The sequence below is a fragment of the Acinetobacter sp. YH12058 genome (genome assembly GCF_013419805.1).
Taxonomy (GTDB): domain Bacteria; phylum Pseudomonadota; class Gammaproteobacteria; order Pseudomonadales; family Moraxellaceae; genus Acinetobacter; species Acinetobacter towneri.
Map to the genome: position 1 here is coordinate 1 of NZ_VOZL01000011.1, position 22507 is coordinate 22507.

General features: G+C 43.1%; 16 protein-coding genes and 1 pseudogene. 8 read left to right on the forward strand and 9 right to left on the reverse strand.

Going from position 1 to position 22507, the window contains the following annotated elements; translation table 11 throughout:
- The 3 genes and pseudogenes from FTU09_RS08055 to FTU09_RS08065 all read right to left on the reverse strand — a co-directional run.
- Positions 1–133 (reverse strand): annotated as a pseudogene (locus FTU09_RS08055) (biotin synthase); the annotation flags it as partial.
- A 191-nt stretch (positions 134–324) separates the two neighbouring features.
- Positions 325–2013: an AMP-binding protein gene (locus FTU09_RS08060; RefSeq protein ID WP_096901051.1), complete on the reverse strand. Its 1689-nt coding sequence runs from the start codon at positions 2011–2013 to the stop codon at positions 325–327.
- 83 nt (positions 2014–2096) lie between these two features.
- Positions 2097–2723 (reverse strand): TetR/AcrR family transcriptional regulator, encoded by a 627-nt coding sequence (locus tag FTU09_RS08065; RefSeq protein ID WP_004971526.1) that lies wholly within the window; start codon positions 2721–2723, stop codon positions 2097–2099.
- Positions 2724–2871: 148 nt separating this feature from the next.
- On the opposite strand from FTU09_RS08065, the gene FTU09_RS08070 reads away from it, so the two are divergent.
- The 7 genes from FTU09_RS08070 to FTU09_RS08100 all read left to right on the forward strand — a co-directional run bounded on the left by FTU09_RS08070 (position 2872) and on the right by FTU09_RS08100 (position 10845).
- On the forward strand, positions 2872–4044 hold the full coding sequence (locus FTU09_RS08070) for an isovaleryl-CoA dehydrogenase (RefSeq protein WP_004971528.1): 1173 nt from the start codon (positions 2872–2874) through the stop codon (positions 4042–4044).
- Positions 4045–4077: 33 nt separating this feature from the next.
- On the forward strand, positions 4078–5679 hold the full coding sequence (locus FTU09_RS08075; RefSeq protein ID WP_131261348.1) for a carboxyl transferase domain-containing protein: 1602 nt from the start codon (positions 4078–4080) through the stop codon (positions 5677–5679).
- A gap of 11 nt (positions 5680–5690) precedes the next feature.
- Positions 5691–6488 carry an enoyl-CoA hydratase/isomerase family protein gene (locus tag FTU09_RS08080; protein WP_004971533.1) on the forward strand — a complete coding sequence of 266 codons (798 nt, stop codon included), beginning with the start codon at positions 5691–5693 and terminating at the stop codon, positions 6486–6488.
- A gap of 15 nt (positions 6489–6503) precedes the next feature.
- Complete coding sequence (locus FTU09_RS08085; protein ID WP_167845930.1) at positions 6504–8498, forward strand: acetyl/propionyl/methylcrotonyl-CoA carboxylase subunit alpha; 1995 nt, start codon at positions 6504–6506, stop codon at positions 8496–8498.
- A complete protein-coding gene (locus tag FTU09_RS08090) occupies positions 8495–9397 on the forward strand; it encodes a hydroxymethylglutaryl-CoA lyase (protein ID WP_096901054.1) in 903 nt (300 codons plus the stop codon). Before FTU09_RS08085 ends, FTU09_RS08090 begins: the two co-directional genes overlap by 4 nt.
- A gap of 101 nt (positions 9398–9498) precedes the next feature.
- On the forward strand, positions 9499–10203 hold the full coding sequence (locus FTU09_RS08095; protein WP_004971542.1) for a CoA transferase subunit A: 705 nt from the start codon (positions 9499–9501) through the stop codon (positions 10201–10203).
- A gap of 3 nt (positions 10204–10206) precedes the next feature.
- A complete protein-coding gene (locus tag FTU09_RS08100; protein ID WP_004971544.1) occupies positions 10207–10845 on the forward strand; it encodes a CoA transferase subunit B in 639 nt (212 codons plus the stop codon).
- A 291-nt stretch (positions 10846–11136) separates the two neighbouring features.
- Here FTU09_RS08100 and FTU09_RS08105 read toward each other — a convergent pair whose 3' ends face one another.
- From FTU09_RS08105 to FTU09_RS08120, 4 genes are all read right to left on the reverse strand, one after another.
- The gene (locus FTU09_RS08105) at positions 11137–12615 is read right to left on the reverse strand and encodes an OmpA family protein (RefSeq protein WP_167845929.1); all 1479 of its coding nucleotides are present in this window, start codon (positions 12613–12615) and stop codon (positions 11137–11139) included.
- Positions 12616–12846: 231 nt separating this feature from the next.
- Complete coding sequence (locus tag FTU09_RS08110) at positions 12847–14082, reverse strand: dihydroorotase (protein WP_004971548.1); 1236 nt, start codon at positions 14080–14082, stop codon at positions 12847–12849.
- A gap of 10 nt (positions 14083–14092) precedes the next feature.
- The gene (locus FTU09_RS08115; protein ID WP_180079963.1) at positions 14093–15109 is read right to left on the reverse strand and encodes an aspartate carbamoyltransferase catalytic subunit; all 1017 of its coding nucleotides are present in this window, start codon (positions 15107–15109) and stop codon (positions 14093–14095) included.
- Between the two features lie 305 nt (positions 15110–15414).
- Positions 15415–15804, reverse strand: coding sequence for a hypothetical protein (locus tag FTU09_RS08120; protein WP_104851793.1), 390 nt, complete (start codon positions 15802–15804; stop codon positions 15415–15417).
- Between the two features lie 326 nt (positions 15805–16130).
- On the opposite strand from FTU09_RS08120, the gene rlmKL reads away from it, so the two are divergent.
- Complete coding sequence (gene rlmKL, locus FTU09_RS08125; RefSeq protein ID WP_167845927.1) at positions 16131–18335, forward strand: bifunctional 23S rRNA (guanine(2069)-N(7))-methyltransferase RlmK/23S rRNA (guanine(2445)-N(2))-methyltransferase RlmL; 2205 nt, start codon at positions 16131–16133, stop codon at positions 18333–18335.
- 73 nt (positions 18336–18408) lie between these two features.
- Here rlmKL and FTU09_RS08130 read toward each other — a convergent pair whose 3' ends face one another.
- Entirely contained in the window at positions 18409–19692 is a 1284-nt protein-coding gene (locus tag FTU09_RS08130) for a DUF945 family protein (RefSeq protein ID WP_180079964.1), read from the reverse strand.
- Between the two features lie 228 nt (positions 19693–19920).
- Entirely contained in the window at positions 19921–22500 is a 2580-nt protein-coding gene (gene clpB, locus FTU09_RS08135) for an ATP-dependent chaperone ClpB (RefSeq protein ID WP_180079966.1), read from the reverse strand.
- Positions 22501–22507 lie beyond the last annotated feature (7 nt).

Sequence of the window (22507 nt, forward strand, 5' to 3'; positions counted from 1 at the left end):
AGGTACTGACTTGTACGGTATTGGCAGCAAAATGTTGGCGATGCACACGCTGTGCTTCAAAGACTAAATCCAGAAAAGGTTGTTCATATAACTGCTGAATTTCTTCTCGAGTCCAATCATTGCGTACGGTCATTATTTTCATCCTTGATTATCACGCATCATGCTTAAACTTGTGCCATCTTTTATTAAGCCGAGCATGCGATATATTTTTAGTGTGATTATTCCTGTATAGAGTATCCCTTTATCTCTGCGTGAGAAATAAAGGGTGTGTGCTGACAAAATTAAAAGGTCGATCTTGCAGCAGTAAATAGCTGAAATAATGTCTTAAGCAATTTCCTTTAAATTTAATTCTTCACGCATAAATTCACGTAATTTAAATTTCTGTGCCTTGCCTGAAGCGGTCATTGGAAATTCACTAAAGAAGCGCACATAACGTGGGACTTTATTGTGTGAAATGTGTTCTGCACAGTATTGGCGAATTGCCTCTTCGGTACATTCATGGTGTTCATGCAAAATAATACAGGCACATAGTTCTTCACCATAACGATGATCTGGCACGCCAATTACTTGCACATCGCAGACCGCATCGTGAGTATATAAGAAATCTTCAATTTCTTTCGGGAACAGGTTTTCACCGCCACGAATCACCACATCTTTAATGCGACCTTTGATTTTTACAAAGCCTTCATCATCCATTTCTGCAATGTCGCCTGTGTGCATCCAACGTGCAACATCAATGACTTCTTGGGTTTTGTCATGTTCATCCCAGTAACCCAGCATGACTGAATAACCACGCACACACAATTCTCCTAACTGTCCGCGCGGCACGACTTTGCCTTCTTCATCGACAATTTTTACTTCCAGATGTGGATGTACACGCCCCACCGTACTGACTCGACGTTCCACCGAATCTTCAGTCGAACTTTGTGCGCTCACAGGCGCTGTTTCGGTCATGCCATAACAAATGGTGATTTGCGCCATGTGCATACGGTCGATGACGCGTTGCATAATTTCTTGCGGACACGGACTGCCTGCCATGATGCCTGTACGCAAGCTAGATAAATCAAATTCATCAAACTGTTCATGCTCTAAAATGGCAATAAACATGGTCGGTACGCCGTAAGCAGCTGTACATTTTTCTTGCTGAATGGCTTTTAAGGTATCGAGCGGGTTAAACACTGCCGATGGATAGACCATGGTTGAACCATGTGTGATACAAGCTAAATTACCCATCACCATACCAAAGCAGTGAAACAGCGGCACGGAAATACAAACACGGTCTTGTGGACTTAAATGAATTGCTTCTCCTACAAAGTAACCATTATTTAAAATGTTGTTGTGGGTCAGCATAGTGCCTTTCGGATTGCCCGTCGTGCCTGAGGTAAATTGAATATTAATGGTTTCATCGAACTGCAACTCACTAGCAATGTGTTGCAGTTTTTTCAGCATGTGTGTGGTTGGAGCTGTCAATAAATCCTGAAAACGATGCATTCCTGTATGTGCTTGATCATCAATTTTAATCACATGCTTTAAATGCGGTAAACGCTTGGCGTTGAGGACTTTATTGTCTGCCTGACACAGCTCTGGGGCAATTTTCGTTAAGATGTCCTGATAGTTGGTACTTTTAAACTGCGATGCAATTACCAAACCTTTACAGGAAACTTTGTTGAGCACAAATTCCAGTTCATTGCTTTTATAGGCTGGGTTTAAATTCACCAAAATCACCCCTGCCTTAAAGGCTGCGAATTGAGTGATCGTCCATTCCACACAATTCGGAGACCAAATGGCAAGGCGGTCACCTTTTTTAAAACCGAGTTTTAACAAACTACAGGCAAAGGCATTGACCTGTTGCTGTAGTTGCTTATAGGTCAGACGCACATTTTGATGCACGCTTACCAAAGCATCCTGATCTGCATATTGCTGGCAAGCCTGATCAAACTTTTCACCAATGGTCATGCCTAACAAAGGCTGATTACTGGTGCCATAGGCATAACTTAACCGTACTTGTGTCATTGAATCGATCTCCTTGATTCTTTGTAATTCTGTTTTCCATTATGACGACGATCACTTTTTGCCTGTTTTGTGCGTTGTTTTTACTACCCTCCCTGCTGTTTTCGCACTGCATTTACACAAAAGTCGGCAATTTGTTTGACAAAGTAATCTTTATAATTTTGATCAAACATCACATTGCGAGACGGGTTTAAAGGTTCAATCACTACAAAGGTCATGGAGCCAACCACACCTAAAGCAGCAGTGTTCAAATCTTCAAAATCAAACTCACCATTGACTTTTCCTTCAGCCAAAATTTCCTTGATGCTCTGTTTGATCAGTTGTTTACTGCGAAAACGCTCATGTTCCATTTCTGGGTCTACAGGCTCGAACATTAACGAATACGCCAATTGAGGGCTGTTCATCGCACGCTTCACAAAAGTGGTGACAGATTTTTGCAATTTTTGTTTTGCACTTAAATCTGACTTCGCAATGTGGTCCAAAATTTCGACCTCACGACGAATCGCATCCGATAAAACTTCAATCAAAATCTGACTTTTATTTTCAAAGTAGCGATACACCAAACCTGTAGATACGCCTGCGCGTTCTGCAATGGCTTGGATAGACGCTTCTTTAAAGCCCCCATGAGCAATAAGTTCACGAGCAGAATCTAAAATCGCCATGCGATTTTGTTCCATACGTTCCTGCATCAATGATGATCTTTTATAACTCATATCTTATTCTCAACCAGATAAAATGAATTGTAAATCATTTTGTGAATTTTAGTTCACTTTTTTAAATTTTCGATGTATGTTAGAACCTAAGCACAACAACAATGCTTGTTTTAGGGACAACAAATATAACCACAGGATGGATGAACACATGATTTTACAAAGCTTAGACTTCGGCTTAGATGAAACCTTAATCGCCCTGCGCGATTCAATCGCTGCTTTTTGTGCAAAGGAAATTGCACCCATTGCTCAACAGGTTGATCGTGATAACGAATTCCCTGCCCAGCTTTGGAAAAAATTTGGCGATATGGGCTTACTTGGCTTAACCGTGAGTGAAGAATACGGCGGCACTAACTTAGGCTATTTAGCTCACATCATTGCCATGCAAGAAATTTCTCGTGCATCAGCATCCATTGGTTTGTCTTACGGTGCTCATTCTAACCTATGTGTGAACCAAATTAAGCGAAATGGGACAGAAGAACAGAAGCAACGCTATTTACCAAAACTGATTTCAGGCGATTACGTCGGCGCTTTGGCAATGTCTGAACCAAATGCAGGCTCAGACGTGGTTAGCATGAAACTGAAAGCTGAAGATAAAGGCGATCATTACTTGCTCAACGGCTCAAAAATGTGGATTACCAATGGCGGTGATGCCGATGTTTTGGTGGTGTATGCCAAAACTGACTTACAGGCAGGCGCCAAAGGTATGACTGCTTTCTTAATTGAAAAAACCATGTCAGGTTTTAGCCACGGCAGCCATTTAGACAAACTCGGGATGCGCGGCTCAAATACCTATCCATTGTTCTTTGACAATGTTGAAGTACCAAAAGAAAACGTCTTGGGCGGTGTGGGCAATGGTACAAAAGTACTAATGAGTGGACTGGACTATGAACGTGCAGTTTTAAGTGCAGGGCCGCTAGGCATTATGGATGCCTGCATGGATACCGTGATTCCTTATATTCATGAGCGTAAACAGTTTGGTCAGGCATTGGGTGAATTCCAGCTTATGCAAGGCAAAATTGCCGATATGTATTCGACTTGGTTGGCATGTAAAGCACTGGTCTATGCCGTTGGCGCAGAATGTGACAAAGCTGAACACAGCCGTAGTTTACGTAAAGATGCAGCCAGTGCCATTTTATACGCTGCCGAAAAAGCCACATGGATGGCAGGTGAAACCATTCAAACCTTGGGCGGTAATGGCTATATCAATGAGTTCTCTGCAGGACGTTTATGGCGTGATGCCAAACTCTATGAAATTGGTGCGGGTACTTCAGAAATTCGCCGTATGTTGATTGGCCGTGAATTGTTTAACGAAACTGCCTAAAAATAAATCACAAGAATAGACAAGGATGTTGGCATGAATCAATTACAGAGCAAAATTAATATTCGCAGCGACGAGTTTAAAAACAACCAAGCTGCGATGCAAAGCCTAGTCGATGACCTCAGAGAAAAAGTCCAAAAAATTGCTTTGGGTGGTGGCGAAACTGCACGCCAAAAACATTTAGACCGTGGCAAATTACTGCCACGTGAACGGATTGACCACCTGATCGATCCGGGTACTGCATTTATTGAAATTGGTCAGTTGGCCGCTTATCAGGTCTATCAGGATGATGTCCCTGCTGCGGGTGTAGTGGCGGGTGTCGGTCAAGTGAATGGCGTGACCTGCATGATCATTGCCAACGATGCCACAGTAAAAGGTGGAACGTACTATCCACTGACTGTGAAAAAGCATTTACGCGCACAGGAAATTGCCGAACAGAATCACCTGACTTGTATTTATTTGGTCGATTCTGGCGGTGCATATTTGCCGCTACAAGATGAAGTCTTTCCAGACCGTGATCATTTCGGACGCATTTTCTATAACCAAGCGCGTATGTCGAGCATGGGCATTGCCCAAATTGCCGTTGTGATGGGAAGTTGTACCGCAGGCGGTGCGTATGTCCCTGCCATGTCAGATGAAACCATCATTGTGCGTAATCAGGGGACAATTTTCTTGGGCGGCCCACCGCTGGTTAAAGCCGCAACAGGTGAAGTGGTTAGCAGCGAAGACTTGGGTGGTGGCGATGTACACACTCGCCTTTCAGGTGTAGCCGATCATTTGGCAGAAAATGATGAACATGCCTTGGCAATTGCCCGCAACATCGTTGCCAATTTAAATAAAAAGCCAAACCCGCAGCCTGAGCATATAGAAGCACCATTATTCGATGCCTCTGAACTGTATGGCATTGTTCCGACTGACGCGCGTAAACCGTTTGATGTACGTGAAGTGATTGCCCGTATTGTCGATGGTTCACGTTTTGATGAATTTAAAGCGCGCTTTGGCACCACATTAATTACAGGTTTTGCCAAACTATATGGTATGCCTGTCGGGATTATTGCCAACAACGGTATTTTATTTTCCGAGTCGGCACAAAAAGGCGCACACTTTATTGAACTATGCACCCAACGCAACATTCCCCTGTTATTTATTCAAAATATCACAGGCTTCATGGTTGGACGCCAATATGAAAATGAAGGCATTGCCAAAAATGGTGCCAAACTGGTGATGGCGGTTGCCACAGCCAATGTGCCTAAACTGACTTTGGTGATTGGCGGTTCTTTTGGTGCAGGTAACTACGGGATGTGTGGTCGTGCTTATTCACCACGTTTTATGTGGACATGGCCAAACTCACGTATTTCAGTGATGGGTGGCGAACAAGCATCGAGCGTATTGTCTACCTTAAAGCGTGATCAGATTGAAGCCAAAGGTGGTAGCTGGTCTGCAGAAGAAGAAGATCAGTTCAAACAGCCAATTCGTGAACAATACGAACGTCAGGGTCATCCATATTATGCGTCTGCACGCTTATGGGATGATGGTGTGATTGATCCAGCACAGTCGCGTGAAGTTTTGGCATTAAGTTTAGCCGCTGCCCTCAATGCACCCATCCAACCGACCAAATTTGGCGTGTTCCGCATGTAAGAGGTGACAAAATGGATTATCAGTTTTTACAGCTCGAACAGAACAACCAAGTGGCTACGGTTTGGATTAATCGTGCGGAATTGCATAACGCTTTCAATACAGAGGTAATTGAAGAATTACACGCCTGCTTTCAGGCACTGAATAGCCGTGATGATATTCGAGTGGTGATTTTGGCAGGACGCGGCAAAAGCTTTTCTGCAGGTGCAGATTTGAACTGGATGAAACAGGCAGGTCAAGCTTCTACAGCAGAAAATCAAGCCGATGCCCTAAAACTGGCAAAAATGCTGCAAAGTTTAGCGACGTTAAAACAACCGACTATTGCCCGTGTGCATGGTATTGCCTTTGGTGGTGGTATGGGTTTGGCAGCTGCCTGTGATATTTGCGTTGCCAGCACCGATGCCAAGTTTGCGACCTCTGAAGTACGTTTAGGTTTAGCACCATCTACCATTAGCCCTTACGTCATTCGTGCGATTGGCGCACGTCAGGCATCACGTTACTTTTTAACGGCAGAGCGTATTTCTGCAGAACAGGCACAGCAAATTGGTTTAGCGCATGAAGTCACTTCAGCCGAAGACTTAGACAGCAAAATTGATGAAATTGTGCAAGCCTTATTGCTTGGTGGCCCAGAAGCGCAACATGCTTCTAAACAACTGATTCAGATGGTTAATCATCAAGTTTTGACCGAAGATTTACTCCAACAAACTGCACAGCATATTGCACATGTTCGCCAAGGAACTGAGGCGAAAAATGGCTTAAATGCTTTTTTAAATAAACAAAGCCCGGCTTGGATCAAGACCACGGCAGAATAAAAGAAGGATCGCACGATGTTTGAAAAGATTTTAATTGCCAACCGTGGTGAAATTGCCTGCCGTGTAATTCGTACCGCAAAAAAACTTGGGATTGCGACTGTCGCGGTGTATTCAGATGCCGATGCGCAATCACAACACGTTAAACTGGCAGACGAAGCCATTTATATTGGTGAATCGCCTGCGGCACAAAGTTATTTGCAAGTTGAACGTATTATTCAGGCAGCCAAAAGCACAGGTGCACAAGCGATTCACCCGGGTTATGGTTTCTTATCTGAAAATGACCAATTCGCACTTGCCTGTAAAGACAACAATATTGTTTTTATTGGCCCGCCAGTTGAAGCCATTTTGGCGATGGGTCTAAAAGCAACCTCTAAAGCCTTGATGGAAAAAGCAGGTGTGCCACTAACTCCGGGCTACCACGGCAGCAATCAAGATGCGGCATTTTTAAAGCAACAAGCCGACAGCATTGGTTATCCTGTGCTCATTAAAGCCAGTGCAGGCGGTGGCGGTAAAGGCATGCGTTTAGTAGAACGCAGTGAAGACTTTCTCAGCTCACTCGCTTCATGTAAAAGTGAAGCACGTTCTAGCTTTGGTAATGAAGATGTGCTGATTGAACGCTATGTGATTCAACCACGTCATATTGAAGTACAGGTTTTTGGCGATACTCACGGCAACTACGTGCATTTGTTTGAACGTGATTGCTCGGTACAACGTCGCCACCAAAAAGTGCTTGAAGAAGCACCTGCACCAAAAATGCCAGAAGATAAACTCGAAACTATGCGCCAAGCCGCAATTGATGCCGCACGTGCTGTAAATTACGTGGGCGCAGGTACGGTAGAGTTTATTGTCGAGCAAGACGGTACTGCTTATTTCATGGAAATGAATACCCGCTTGCAGGTCGAACACCCCGTCACAGAAATGATTACAGGGCAAGACTTGGTTGAGTGGCAATTGCGAGTTGCTTTTGGTGAGCCATTGCCAAAACAGCAACATGAATTGCAAATTCATGGTCATGCCCTTGAAGCGCGTGTGTATGCCGAAGAACCAGAAAAAGGCTTTATTCCTGCCATTGGTCAAATCAGCTATCTGCATTATCCAGAGCAAAATGATGCCGTACGTGTCGATAGCGGGATTGTCGAAGGTGATGAAATCAGCACCTACTACGACCCAATGATTGCCAAACTGATTGTTTGGGGTAAAAACCGTGAAGCAGCATTAACGCAAATGCACCATGCTTTAGGTCAGTTCCACGTCGATGGTTTAGGCAACAACATTGCATTCTTGGATCGTTTGGTGCTGTGTGATTCCTTTAAACATGCCAATTTGGATACAGGGCTTATTCAACGTGAGGAAGCATTTTTACTTAACGCAAAACCTGAAGTCGCTACAGAAACTGTCGTTGCAGCTGCGTTAATTGATGTACTTTCTCGTATTCAAAACAACAAAGCGGCAAACAACGCGGTTTGGCAAAAAGACCACTTCTGGCGCTTAAATCAGCAAAGCGCCCACACAGTGCAATTACAGTGCAATGACCAAACACTCAAAATCCAGTTAAAACCATGCACTTCTGGTTTTGAGGCTCACTACAATGGGCAAACGCTGAGCGTTCAAGGCGAGCTTTTGGATGCACATCGTCTACAGGTTTGTATCAATGGTCAGCAACAAAAAATAGCATTTAACCAACATGCGCAAGGCATCACCCTGTTCCAAAACGGTCAGCGTCATGTGTTTAGCTATGTACAAGCAAACTTTAACAGCGATGATCAACAAGACAATGCCAACAATCTGACTGCACCAATGCCGGGTGTAATCACCCAAGTTTTGGTGGCAGCCAATGCCCGTGTGAAAAAAGATGATGTACTGATGACACTGGAAGCCATGAAAATTGAATATTCAATTCGTGCGCCTTTCGATGGCATTGTGGCAAGTTCGTACTTCCAAGCGGGCGATCAGGTCAAAGCAGGCGATGAACTGGTTGAATTTGAAGCCTTGACGGAGGAAGTTGCATGACTGAATTTGTCAAAATTGTAGAGGTTGGCCCACGAGATGGTCTGCAAAATGAGAAAACACCACTCACTTTGGCAGACCGTAAAAACCTGATTTTGGATTTAATGCAAACAGGTTTAAGCAGCATTGAGGTCGGTTCTTGCGTATCGGCCAAATGGGTACCGCAAATGGCAGACAGCGATGTGCTGTTTGCCAGCCTGCCACAAAACCCAAACATTCAATTCAGTTTACTGACCCCAAACTCAAAAGGTTTTGAGTCGGCTTTGGCGGTGGGTTGCAAAGAAGTTGCCGTGTTTACCGCCGCTTCTGAAAGCTTTACCCGAAAAAATATCAACTGTTCAATTGAAGAAAGTTTGGAAAAATTTAGCGATGTCATGCGTCAAGCCAAAGCGCACAACATTCGCGTGCGTGGTTATGTATCTTGTATGGTGGACTGTCCTTATGAAGGCGCAATTGACCCGAAACAAGTCGCAAAAGTCACACAGCAATTATTGGACATGGGCTGCTATGAAGTGTCTTTGGGTGAAACCATTGGTACAGCAACCCCTGACCGTGTGCAAAAAGTCTGGGATGCATGTTTGGCAGAGGTCGATGCCAAAGTTTTAGCAGGTCATTTTCACAATACTTACGGCATGGCGATTGCCAATATTTATCAATCGCTCTTACAAGGCATTCGTGTATTTGATTCATCCATTGCTGGTTTGGGTGGCTGTCCGTATGCCAAAGGTGCATCGGGCAATGTGTCTACCGAAGACTTGTACTATTTACTGTCCAAGATGGGTTTTGAAACAGGTGTGCGGTTAGAGCCGCTGATGCAAGCCAGTCGCAACATCAGCAATATCTTACAGCGTGATAATCCATCTCACTATGCCAATGCCTACTGGCAAAAGGTTTGTGCTTAAAACCCATTTCATCCTCAATAACTTTGGAACATAAGCGACAAGGATGACAACAACACAACATGGCAAGTGAATGCCGTGCAGAGAATAAATAGAGGTGACAAATGTCCAATAAAGTATATGACAGCGCACAAGCTGCATTAAATGGCGTGGTTCAAGATGGGCATACCTTGGCGGTGGGCGGTTTTGGTTTATGCGGTATTCCTGAAGCCTTGATTGCTGCGTTAAAAGATACAGGCGTCAAACAACTGACTTGTATTTCTAATAACGCTGGCGTCGATGGTTTTGGTTTAGGCTTATTGCTTGAAACCAAACAAATTAAAAAAATGATTTCATCTTATGTCGGCGAAAATAAAGAATTTGAACGCCAGTTTTTAAGCGGTGAATTGGAAGTTGAACTCACCCCGCAAGGCACACTGGCAGAAAAACTACGCGCAGGCGGTGCAGGTATTCCTGCATTTTTCACCCCAACAGGTGTAGGCACTGTCATTGCAGAAGGCAAAGAAGTCCGTGAATTTAACGGCAAAGATTATATTTTAGAAGAATCTTTGACTGCAGATGTCGCTTTGGTCAAAGCCTACAAAGCAGATAAAGCGGGTAATCTTATTTTCCGTAAAACAGCACAAAACTTTAATCCTGTTTGTGCTATGGCAGGCAAAATCACCATTGCCGAAGTTGAACAAATCGTTGAAATTGGCGATTTAGACCCCGACGAAATCCACTTAGCTGGTATTTATGTGAACCGCATTGTCCTCAATGCAAGCCCAGAAAAACGGATTGAACAAATGACTTTAAAGGCGGAGGCTTAAGACATGGCTTGGACGCGTAATCAAATGGCGCAGCGCGCTGCACAAGAATTAGAAGATGGTTTTTATGTCAATTTAGGCATTGGCTTACCCACACTGGTCGCCAATTATATTCCTGAACATATCAATGTCTGGTTACAGTCCGAAAATGGCTTGCTTGGCATTGGTGAGTTCCCAACTGCCGAAACTGTAGATGCCGACCTGATCAATGCAGGTAAACAAACTGTGACAGCGCGTAAAGGTGCGGCTTTTTTCTCTAGCGCAGATTCCTTTGCCATGATTCGTGGCGGGCATGTCAATATCGCTATTTTAGGGGCAATGGAAGTTTCTGAACAAGGCGATCTTGCCAACTGGATGATTCCCGGCAAGAAAGTTAAAGGTATGGGCGGTGCAATGGATTTGGTTGCAGGCGTACAAAAAGTTGTAGTGCTGATGGAACATTGTGCCAAAGATGGTACGCCTAAAATTGTATCGCAGTGCAGTTTGCCACTCACAGGTAAAGCGGTGGTGCATCGTATCATTACCGACTTAGGCGTGCTTGATATTACTCCACAAGGCGTAAAGTTGATTGAACTTGCACCCGATGTCAGTTTTGATGAAATTCAAAAAGTTACAGGTGTTGCCTTACAAAAAGTCGCAGCTTGATGAATTTATCTCGAGTGAATAACCCTCTCCTTTGCAAGTTTTGATGCACTGCTTTAAAACTTAATACAAGGGAGAGGGTTTATTTTGACTTTCATACTTCCCTACTCTGCAAAATCAATAAATCACTAATTTATAAAACCATTCCGCTAAACCAAAGATCATACAAAATTCACTTTCAATTTCGATATTTGCACGATGGTTCGGGGTTGATCTGCAATAAAAAAGCCATCACTGTGTAAAGTGAGGGCTCTATAAAAGTTTAATCTTACAAGAAAATAAACCTGTTTAAGATTAAGGCGTCTTTTGCTCTACCACGCCTGCATCTTCCACACTACGCACTGTGCCTGTATCTACATTCAAGACTTCAAACTCAATCCGGCGGTTTTTAAACTGACCCTCTGGGGTTGCATTTGCCGCAATCGGCTGTTCTGAACCAAAACCAATGGCTTGCAACTGACCCGGATTTACACCACGTGATACTAAATAATCGACCACTGCTTGCGCACGTTGTTGTGACAAAGTTTTGTTGGCATTGGCATCACCTACGGCATCGGTATGCCCTTTCACGGTTAATTGCACTTGTGGCGCGCGCTGCATCAATACCGCAGCCTGATCTAAAATAGACTTATTGGCTGCTGGAATTTCAGTCGATGCAGAATCAAAATTAATGATTTGCATATTGAGTGCCGTCGCAATATCCAAAGCTTGAATATTGTCAGGATTAATTGCAGCCAAAGCCTGCTCGGCATTGCTAATACTGCTGGTTACAGCCTGATTAACATCGGTTACTGTAGTTTCTGCAGGTTGCTGAGTCACTACAGTCATGTTTTTAGCCAATGGACGAATTTGACTGGCTAAACGCTCTGCATCGGCAGGGTTCGCGGCTTGAATAGACAGTTGATTACCCACCCAGTTTAAATTGACATTCGGTACACCTTTCAGCATTTTTAAAACGCTTGGAATCACGTCCTGATCAATAAATTCCGAATGATAGTTGGCAAAATTTTCTGCACCACAACCTGTTGGATGATTGAAAATTTGCTTCACTTCATTCTGCAGAATTTCCATATAGCTTGGATTATTCAGCAAAATTTGACAGGTCACCAAATTACCATCACTGCCTGTACTGACTTGCAACATTGCAGCCTGATTTGCTGCCACTTGGGTCTGTGTGGTTGCAGGCGCTTGGTTGCGGTCACTACATGCACGGAATAAAAATGCCAATAAACCAATTAAAATAATTAAAGCTAAAATTGGCAATAACCACGAACGGCGTTCTTCTACTGGCTCAGTCACAATGACTTCAGGTGCTTGATGTACGGTTTGGCCCGCAGCATTATTTACCCCCAAAGCAGCCAATAATGCTGTTGCCCACTGCGGTAAAGCCGCCTGAATTGAATCTAAATTGTTTTGCAGTAAATGCTGAATTGCAACTGGGTCAGATGAACCTGCCTGATTTTCCAAAAAGTTTAAACTTGGTGCAATTGAACGATTCAGGGTGTTTTCAATTTCGGTTTGCGGTGCTGTGCCGCTGACCAAATCTAAAAACTGCTGTTTTAAAGATAGATTTGAACCAAATACATCGCCCACACGTGGATTCAGTTGTCGCAGCAGATTGTCAATCAGTTCAGGTCGTGAATTTAAAATAGACAATAAAATGGGATAAAAACTATTTAATGCCTGATTTTTTTCAAGCAAATGCTGGGTTTCCCCTTCCAATACAATGGATGACACACTTTGTTTGAGCAAGTCTATAAAATCTGTTTGCATATATATGCCCTCTTTTTTGTCTTTGTTTTCAAGTTGTTTTTTAGTGTATATGCTTAAAATTTAAACAAATGTAATAAATTGTGGTGTTTTGATTTTGTTGTGAAATTTGAGTCAACGGAATGTAGAGTCTCTTCTTCGATTTTCTATTTGGGGATTGTTAAAATTCAATAAAAAAGCCAGCCGAAGCTGACTTTTATTTAAACTTGAAAATCAAATATCAATCAAAGCATATTAAGCAGTAAAGACGCGTACTGCTTTGCCTTTTACAACTTGATTAATCAAAGGCGTATTTTTGCCTTGTGACACAATCGTTTCTTTGTTCAGTGTCCATTCCACTTCTGGATCAACCAAGACCCAACCCGCTTCCTGTTCCCAACGACTTTGCATTTTTGCCACACGCGCAGGTGCAAGTGTCACTTTTTCTACCCATTCCAATGGACTGAACAGACCTTCCTGAATCAGTTGAATCCCAAATGGAATATAAGTATCAAATGCAGTAAAACCTGACAAAGTATCTGCAAATGGTGCCATTTTTGCAGAGCTATTTAACGGCTCATGATGAGTACAAATCGCATCAATCACACCATCTTTTACACCTTGACGCAGTAATGCTTTGTCTTGCTCTGAGCGCAGTGGCGGACGTACATGCGCTAACGAGTTAAAACCATCAATAATTTGATCGGTTAAATGCAGTTGATGCATCGCAACATCACAAGTGACAGGTAAACCTTTGGCTTTAGCTTGTTGAATCAATTCAACTGATGCACCACAAGACAATAAGCCAAAATGCGCACGTACACCTGTGGCTTCAATCATCAGCAAATATTTGGCAATCGCTACGGTTTCTGCCAAAGTTGGAATCATAGGCAAGCCCTGACGCGATGCAATAAAACCTTCATGCACACAGCCATCTTTAGCAATTTGCGGTTCTTCGGCATAGAACACCACGGTCATGTCCAAACCTGCAGCATATTCCAGTGTGCGAATCACGACATCATCATCTTCAAAAGGTGCATTGGCATTGGACACTGCACTACAGCCGCCTTTTTTCAGTCCCGCCATATTGGCAGGCTGCTTGCCGTTTAAACCTTGAGTTTGTGCACCAATCACTTCTAAATAAATGCCACCATCCAACATGGCTTTTTCGACCAAACCATGAATGAGTGCACCGTTGTCTTGCACGATTGGTTTAGAATCGGGTGGCGTAAATAAGTGCAGAATTCCGTTTTCACGTGCGGCCTTGCCTTCAGATTTGAGCGTGCCATGTTGTTGCTGACCAGGTTCACGTAAACGTGCGCATAAATCGACCATAGTTGGCATGAGCCATTGACCTTGGGCATCTATGCTTTCGCTAATATCTGCACTTTCTGCAACCAACTTGCCATTTTCAAGATATACCGTTTGTACGCGGTCAATTTGCTGGATTGGGTCAAGCACACGTACATTTTCAATTTTTACAATCGCCATGACTTTTTCCTTATACCGCAATCGCGTCAATCAAACCTTGTTCTTGCAATTGACCTTGCATCGCCAAGGCCAATACCGCCATACGTACCGCAATACCGTTGGTTACTTGATTTAAAATCACCGATTGAGGCCCATCGGCAATGCTTGAATCAATTTCGACACCACGGTTCATTGGACCAGGATGCATCACAATACAGTTTGGTTTTGCAAGCGCCAAACGCTCTTTGTTTAAACCGTACATTTTGTAGAATTCGGCTTGTGAGGCAAGTGCTGGCGAATCAATACGTTCATTTTGAATACGCAGGGTGATAATCACGTCGCAATCTTTAATGCCTTCTTCCATTTTGTTAAATAAACGCACGCCTGCGCCATATTTATCAAAACCGTAGGGCAACAAGGTGTTCGGTGCAATCACGCGAATGTCTTTACAGCCCAGTGTTTGCAAGGCAGCCACATCGGAACGCGCCACGCGTGAATGTTTGATATCACCAATAATCGCAACACTTAATTCTTCATAAGGTCGTTGGGTTTCACGGCGAATGGTCAGCATATCCAACATCGCTTGCGTTGGATGTGCATGACGGCCATCACCCGCATTAATAATGGCAACCTTTGGGCAAACCGTTTTAGCAATAAAATGTGCTGCACCTGAAGATGAATGACGCACCACAAAAATGTCAGCAGCCATCGCCTCTAAGTTCCACAAAGTGTCACGCAAAGTTTCACCTTTAGAGGTACTTGAACGGGCAATATCAATATTGAGTACATTGGCAGAAAGACGCTTGGCTGCGGCTTCAAATGTGGTGCGGGTACGGGTAGAGTTTTCGAAGAACAAGTTCATCACCGTACGCCCTTCCAGCAAATTATTGGTGATCAGTTGGTTTTGTTCATTGAAAAAGGACTGTGCTGTGTCCAGAATTTGGGTGAGGGTTTCTTTGGAAAGACCTTCGATGGTTAAAAAGTGTTTTAAATGCCCATCTTTATTCAATTGAATCTGGCTCGGAGTATGCAATGCCGCCAAATGCATGAGAGATTCCTTATACGTTAAGTTAACGCATTATACAGAAATTGATTTGGCAAAGCAGTGTAACTTGGCATGATTTAGTCAAAAGAAACTTATGATTTTAAAAATTAAGTCATGCAGACTCATCTACACTTTCTTTCATGCTTAATACTCTACAAAGCGATGTGAAAGGATGGCATTTATATTTAACTGCTCTGCTAGCCAATCATCTTGATATGAGCTTGATGAACATCTGGTGGGTCAATCTTCGCCTACAACTGCCTACGCAACCTTCAGGCTATGTAGGCATAGTCTGTACAATTCACCGTTTAACGCAGTGCCCCTATATAATGATGGGACACCTGCGCCCGATAAATTTCTTCAGCTGTAGGTTCAGTCAAGTCATCTATATTTTCTATATTTTCTACTGCATCTAATTGCTGCGCTTCAGTCTGTGGCGACGTTATTTCTGCATCAGCATCCATTAAGTTAGCCAATATACTGTTTAAGCGCAGCGCATAACGGCACAATTCCTCATCGTGTGTAGCGAGCGCCAATTGCAGCACAGCACGTGCATAGTCTGAATTTTCAACCAGATACATGACATCAATCACACGTCCACTGACCCGTCTTAATCGCGTATAAATTAAAGTGGCAACTGAAAAAATCTCGTTATTTGCTGTTAAAGCCTGTGCCGTGTTTAAAGTAGCCGTGGTCATTTAAATATTCCCCTTATCGCTTCATTGTTGTTTTGCAGTGTTTGATGCTCATCTGCAAAATGTTCACCATCACAACAATGTATGAGCAAAATACATACCAATCATGTGAATATTCAGGTTTTTATTTTTCCGCAATACAATCACTCAAAATTTTTTAGAGATGTCATTACATCCTCATTGCCTTTTTAGAAAAAAACAGTAAAAATGCCCTGAAGCTCTTCAAACCTAGACCTTTAAAATTCTGCACGATTCACGCTAAATCACTAAGTTTTCTAGCACAAAATACGGTAAAATAGCCGATTGCTGAATTGCTTTTGGAAATTTTCATGAATTCGAAACCCCGTCTTTCTACATATTGGGTCACCTGTGCAGATGGACTTGAAACCTTATTGCAAGAAGAAATGCAAGGTTTAGGTATTCAAAATATCGAACGTTTACCGGGTCGTTTAATTTTCAAAGGCACACTCGAAAATGCCTATCGTGTCTGCATGTGGTCACGTTTAGCCTCACGTGTCCTTACACCAATTCACACACACGAAATTGAATTTAGTCACGACGCGCGCGATGTAGCCGAAGAGCTTTATGAAGGTGCGCTGAGCTTTGACTGGTCACTGATTTTTGCACCACAAAGTACTTTTGCAGTGCGTTTGCATATAGAGCGTGACATTAAAGTGAACAGCCAATTTGCGACCTTGCGCGTTAAAGATGGTGTGGTCGATTCATTTATGGATGCAGTGGGCAAACGTCCAAGCATTGACATCAAACAGCCTGAAATTACCTTATACGTGTTGGCAGGTAAAAAAGAACATACATACTGCCTAGATTTATCTGGCGATTCACTGCATAAACGCGGCTATCGTCGTTTTATGACCGATGCCCCAATTAAAGAAAACCTTGCCGCAGCGATTCTGCAAAAAGGTCAATTACAACAAATTCAACCCGACATTATTTTAGACCCAATGTGTGGTTCGGGCACGTTTATTATTGAAGCATTGATGATGCTGACTGACCGTGCACCGGGTTTGGTACGTCGTTTTGGTTTTAACGGTTGGCAAGGTCACGACCATGAATTATGGATGAGCATTAAAGCAGAAGCGGCAGAACGCCATCAAACTGCATTACAACAGCCCTTGCCAAAATTCTATGCTTTCGATGCCGACTGGGAAGCAGTCAAAGCCACCAAGCAAAATATTATTGCGGCAGGTTTTGAAAGTCTGCTCGATCAGATTCAAATTGAAGAACGTACTTTGGCTGACTGGCCCGACTTTCAAGCCGAAGGTAAAAAGGCCTTTATTGTAACCAACCCACCTTATGGTGAACGTTTGGGCGATAAAGCCTCAAACCGTGCCTTATATTTGGGTCTGTCTGCCCTTTTGCAAAAGCATTTCCCAAATCAAAAAGCAGCCGTCATTGCAGCCCAAGTTGAACAAGCCGATGTGCTGGCTTTCAATGACCCACAAATTTTACGTTTGATGAACGGTAAACTGCCAATTTATGTCCGTTTTGGTACGATCAAACCTGCAACAGTCGCGCGTCCATTCTTAGCAGATTGGCAACCGCAACAGTTTGAACCCATTGAAGGCGCAGAAGATTTCACCAACCGTTTGCAAAAAAACATGCAGAGCCTGAAAAAATGGGCGGTGAAAGAAAATGTGCATTGCCTGCGTTTATACGATGCAGACTTACCTGACTTTAATGTCGCAGTCGATTTATACGGCGACCGTTTGCACGTGCAGGAATATGCGCCGCCGAAAAAAATTGATCCTGAAAAAGCCAAAAAGCGTTTTAACCTTGCCTTACAAGCCATTCGCGCTGTCACAGGTTTAGGGCGCGATGCGGTATTTATTAAAACCCGTGCCCGTCAGGAAGGTAAAAACCAGTACACCAAACAAAGTACCGCCTCGAAGCGTTTTATTGTGCAAGAAGGTCAGGCTAAAATTTTGGTTAACCTCACCGACTACCTAGATACAGGCTTGTTCCTTGACCATCGTCAAATGCGTTTACGTATTGCCAAAGAAGCACGTGGCAAGCACTTCCTGAATTTATACAGTTATACCTCAACTGCAAGTTTACATGCCGCGCTTGGCGGTGCAGCAAGTACCACCAGCGTCGATTTATCCAATACTTATTTGAATTGGTCTAAAGAAAACTTTGTATTGAATGGTTTAACGGTAGACCATGCCGATGAACAACATCAATTCTTTGCCAGTGATTGTTTTGAATGGCTCAAAGAAGGTCATGAACAATATGATCTGATCTTTATTGACCCACCAACTTTCTCAAACTCTAAAAAGTTCTACGGAACATTTGACGTACAACGCGACCACGTTTCTTTAATTAAGCGTGCCATGAACCGCTTAACCACAGGCGGAACGCTGTACTTCTCCAACAACTACCGTGGTTTTGAAATGGATGAAGAAATTGAAGCCATGTTTGATGTGCAGGAAATTAGCCATGAAACCATTGGGCAAGATTTCAAACGCAACACCAAAATCCACCGTGCTTGGAAAATTCAACACCCGCCTGTTTAAATAAACGATATGGCAATACAACAAAGCCTGTTCATTTGAACAGGCTTTGTTTTATCGTAGATCAGTATCTAGATTATTGACCAGTTAAAAACTTCTTTTCACCATATTGATAATGCATCGACAGTTTAAATTCATCACCATCACGTTGAATTTGCTGATTGCTTTGCATCGCACTGAGTATCTGTTCCAACTCTTGATCAGACATGCTTTTACCTGCAGCATTCATATAATTATTCATAATGGTTTTGACCACTTGCTTGTTAAAACTCACATCGGTTTGCATTTCCAATAAACTTGGGAACATTTTCGCTAAGCCTTCTACAGTGGTTTGATGCCCTGGCATCACTTTACCAACCAAATCTGCCCGAATACTGCCTGTGCCTAATTTCAACTGATTCTTCTTGGATTCGAACTGAAAGCCCTCATTAATCACAGCCAACAAGGCTTGTTGAACTTCTTTCTCAAAGTTTTCCGCTTCTAGGCATGAGTTGTTTTGTTTTTGCACAATATCAAGAAACGTCTGCATTTTACTGCGCTGCAAGTTTTTAACATCCCAATTCACTTGCAGGTCTTGCATGGCAGGCACATTATTTAAACCTAACTCGGCAATTTTAAATTTCGATTGAATATCTACCGTGCGCTCATGCAGTTGAGTATCCATACGCCAACTGAAGTCTTTCATTTTGCCTGAACCCACTGCTTTTGGGTCTTGACGCTGCATTTCTGCAATACTGAATTGGAAATAGCCCGGCTCTAAAGACTGCACATTCAAAGCCTGATTGGTTTTAAACTGCATGCCTTTTACTTGAAGATGTCCAAATTGATCCAGCACCATCAATTGAGGCACATCAAAACTCATATTTACAATTTTCTGCTGCCCCTGACTTTGTTTCGCCTGAAACTCAATCTGCATAGGAGAAAATTTAGCTTCAAGTCCTGCTTCTTTTTTCTCTATAGCAGGTATGCTCAATTTCGTGGTCGATACACCCAACCAATTCACTTGCGTTGTCACATTTAGAGGCTGCTGAAAGAACTCGGAAAATTGTCCCTGCCCTTGTTCCAGATTCATTTTAGAATCAATTTGGTAACCTTTCCATGTCCGCTGAATTTGATCTTGTCCGTGAAACACCAGTTTTTCTTTAGCATTACATGGGTCTGCAATAATGGTCATTTTCCATTTGGCAGTACCTGTTAAAGTCCCCATGTCGTAGTCCGTATATTGGACGCTCACATTGGGTACAGGATTTAAATTTTGTTGATAATGCTCACGCAGGCTCTTATCTGCATATAAATTTCCTGCAGTGACAGCTCCTGCCAACACTGCAACCCCCATTCCACCCCATACTATTTTTGACATAGATTCTGCTCAGAATTTATCTATTCTTATTGAACAATAAATTATAATTAATCTTCTTTAAAAAAGATAATTGTTTTGCAAATAAATCACTTAAATATAATATTCATCACAAAATATTAAAAATAGCTGTCATTTTTTACCAAAAATTTTACTTATGTGACCTAAATTGTCAGTCATAAAAAACCCAGCGGAAGCTGGGTTTCTTAAAAGTTGCTCACACATAGTCAATTAGCTGAGTTTCATTTTTTCAAACAACAAATGACCATTTTCAGCTTTAATTAAAATCGTATCGCCTGCAACAAAGTCACCTGCGAGGATTTTTTGCGCCAATGTGTTTTCCACTTGTTGCTGAATTGCACGTTTCAATGGACGCGCACCGTAGACTGGGTCAAAACCTGCTTCAATCAATTGATCAAATGCAGTATCGTCTATCGACAAGCTCAAGTCGCGTTCGCTTAAACGCGCACGTAAACGATCCAATTGAATATCGGCAATGCCACGAATTTGTGCTTTTTCCAGTGAATGGAACACCACCAACTCATCAATACGGTTAATAAACTCAGGGCGGAAATGTTGTGAAACTGCGGCCATGACCACGGTACGCACTTCTTCACGTGTTGGATTGTCACCCAATTCACGTACTTCGTGTGAACCCAAGTTAGAAGTCATCACAATTACAGTGTTCTTAAAGTCCACCACGCGACCTTGCGAGTCGGTTAGGCGTCCGTCATCCAACACCTGCAACAAGATGTTAAATACGTCTGGATGGGCTTTTTCCACCTCATCAAACAGCACCACACTGTACGGTTTACGACGTACTGCTTCGGTTAATACACCACCTTCTTCATAACCGACATAGCCTGGAGGCGCACCGACCAAACGGCTGACCGAGTGTTTTTCCATAAATTCAGACATATCAATCCGAATCATGGCGTCATCGCTGTCAAACAAGAAGTTCGCTAACGCTTTGGTCAATTCTGTTTTACCTACCCCTGTTGGGCCAAGGAACAGGAACGAACCACTTGGACGGTTAGGATCAGACAAACCTGCGCGTGAACGACGTACCGCATTCGACACCGCCACCACAGCTTCATCTTGCCCCACCACACGGTTATGCAAGAAATCTTCCATGTGTAGCAATTTTTCACGTTCACCCTGCAGCATTTTCGATACAGGAATGCCCGTTGCAGCACTCACGACTTCAGCAATTTCATTGTCCGTAACTTTGTTACGCAATAATTTTGGTTCTTCTTTCTCTTCAACCAACTCATCTTGTGCCAGTTGTTTTTCCAACTCAGGAATCACACCGTATTGTAAACGTGACATTTCCGCCAAGTCATTTTCACGCTGCGCTTTTTGCAATGCCATACGTGCCTGATCAAGCTGAGTCTGAATTTGCTTAGTGCCTTCAACCAAGGTTTTTTCCGCTTTCCAAACTTCTTCCAAATCATTGTATTCATTTTGAACTTCAATAATTTGTTTTTCCAGATGTGCAACTTCAGCACGGCTGCCTGCATCTTCATCTTTCTTCACGGCTTCAAGTTGCAGTTTTAATTGAATTAAACGGCGCTCTAATTTATCTAAGGCTTCAGGCTTAGAATCTAGCTCCATTTTAATCCGTGACGCTGCCTCATCCACCAAATCAATTGCCTTGTCGGGAAGTTGACGGTCAGTGATATAACGGTGCGACATTTTAGCGGCGGCAATAATCGCCGAATCTAAAATTTTAACCCCGTGGTGCACTTCGTAGCGTTCTTTCAGACCTCGTAAAATTGCAATGGTGTCTTCTACACTTGGCTCATCGACCAATACTTTTTGGAAACGACGCTCTAAAGCTGCATCTTTTTCAATATATTGACGATACTCATCTAAAGTGGTTGCACCCACACAGCGCAATTCGCCACGCGCCAATGCAGGTTTCAACATATTGCCTGCATCCATGGCACCATCGCCTTTACCTGCACCCACAAGTGTGTGTAATTCATCAATAAATAAGATGACTTCACCTTCTTGTTTCGCCAAGTCTTTTAAGACCGCTTTTAGGCGTTCTTCAAACTCACCGCGATATTTCGCACCTGCCAACAATGAGCCCAAATCTAAAGATAAAACACGTTTACCTTTTAAGCTTTCTGGCACTTCACCATTCACAATACGCTGAGCCAAACCTTCAACAATCGCAGTTTTACCCACACCAGGTTCACCAATGAGTACTGGGTTGTTTTTGGTACGGCGTGACAACACCTGAACGGTACGGCGAATTTCATCATCACGACCAATTACAGGGTCTAGCTTGCCCGCCAACGCACGTTCGGTTAAATCGATGGTATATTTATTGAGTGAGTCACGTTGATCTTCGTGATTATTGCTCATGACTTTTTCATCCCCTCTAATTTTGTCAATCACGCTACGCAAACTATCTGAGGTCACGCCTACACTGTTCAGTAGTGTTTTGGTCGCGCCCACTTCGGTCAAACCCAGCATCAACCAATCGGTTGACAAGAACTCATCACCTGCTTTTTGGGTAAAACTGTCAGCCAAATTCAAGGCTTTAACCGCATCTGGACTTAAGTTGATATCGCCTGTTGGATTGGTCAAAGTCGGTGCATCAGCAATCGCTTGCTGTAATTTGCTTTGCAAATCACGTAGGTTTGCGCCTGCTTGTTGTAATAAACTGACATTGGAGGCTTCTTCGAGCAAAGTCGCCAATAAGTGAATGCCTTCAATGGCAGTATGATCTTTCCCTATCGCGAGAGATTGGGCATCGGATAAAGCTTGCTGTAGGCGGTTGGTAAACTTTTCAAAACGCATTCTTGTT

Bases quoted from the DNA above. Each gene is read 5' to 3' on its own strand.
- FTU09_RS08060 (WP_096901051.1), bottom strand. From the start codon at position 2,013: ATGACACAAGTACGGTTAAGTTATGCCTATGGCACCAGTAATCAGCCT.
- FTU09_RS08065 (WP_004971526.1), bottom strand. From the start codon at position 2,723: ATGAGTTATAAAAGATCATCATTGATGCAGGAACGTATGGAACAAAAT.
- FTU09_RS08070 (WP_004971528.1), top strand. From the start codon at position 2,872: ATGATTTTACAAAGCTTAGACTTCGGCTTAGATGAAACCTTAATCGCC.
- FTU09_RS08075 (WP_131261348.1), top strand. From the start codon at position 4,078: ATGAATCAATTACAGAGCAAAATTAATATTCGCAGCGACGAGTTTAAA.
- FTU09_RS08080 (WP_004971533.1), top strand. From the start codon at position 5,691: ATGGATTATCAGTTTTTACAGCTCGAACAGAACAACCAAGTGGCTACG.
- FTU09_RS08085 (WP_167845930.1), top strand. From the start codon at position 6,504: ATGTTTGAAAAGATTTTAATTGCCAACCGTGGTGAAATTGCCTGCCGT.
- FTU09_RS08090 (WP_096901054.1), top strand. From the start codon at position 8,495: ATGACTGAATTTGTCAAAATTGTAGAGGTTGGCCCACGAGATGGTCTG.
- FTU09_RS08095 (WP_004971542.1), top strand. From the start codon at position 9,499: ATGTCCAATAAAGTATATGACAGCGCACAAGCTGCATTAAATGGCGTG.
- FTU09_RS08100 (WP_004971544.1), top strand. From the start codon at position 10,207: ATGGCTTGGACGCGTAATCAAATGGCGCAGCGCGCTGCACAAGAATTA.
- FTU09_RS08105 (WP_167845929.1), bottom strand. From the start codon at position 12,615: ATGCAAACAGATTTTATAGACTTGCTCAAACAAAGTGTGTCATCCATT.
- FTU09_RS08110 (WP_004971548.1), bottom strand. From the start codon at position 14,082: ATGGCGATTGTAAAAATTGAAAATGTACGTGTGCTTGACCCAATCCAG.
- FTU09_RS08115 (WP_180079963.1), bottom strand. From the start codon at position 15,109: ATGCATTTGGCGGCATTGCATACTCCGAGCCAGATTCAATTGAATAAA.
- FTU09_RS08120 (WP_104851793.1), bottom strand. From the start codon at position 15,804: ATGACCACGGCTACTTTAAACACGGCACAGGCTTTAACAGCAAATAAC.
- rlmKL (WP_167845927.1), top strand. From the start codon at position 16,131: ATGAATTCGAAACCCCGTCTTTCTACATATTGGGTCACCTGTGCAGAT.
- FTU09_RS08130 (WP_180079964.1), bottom strand. From the start codon at position 19,692: ATGTCAAAAATAGTATGGGGTGGAATGGGGGTTGCAGTGTTGGCAGGA.
- clpB (WP_180079966.1), bottom strand. From the start codon at position 22,500: ATGCGTTTTGAAAAGTTTACCAACCGCCTACAGCAAGCTTTATCCGAT.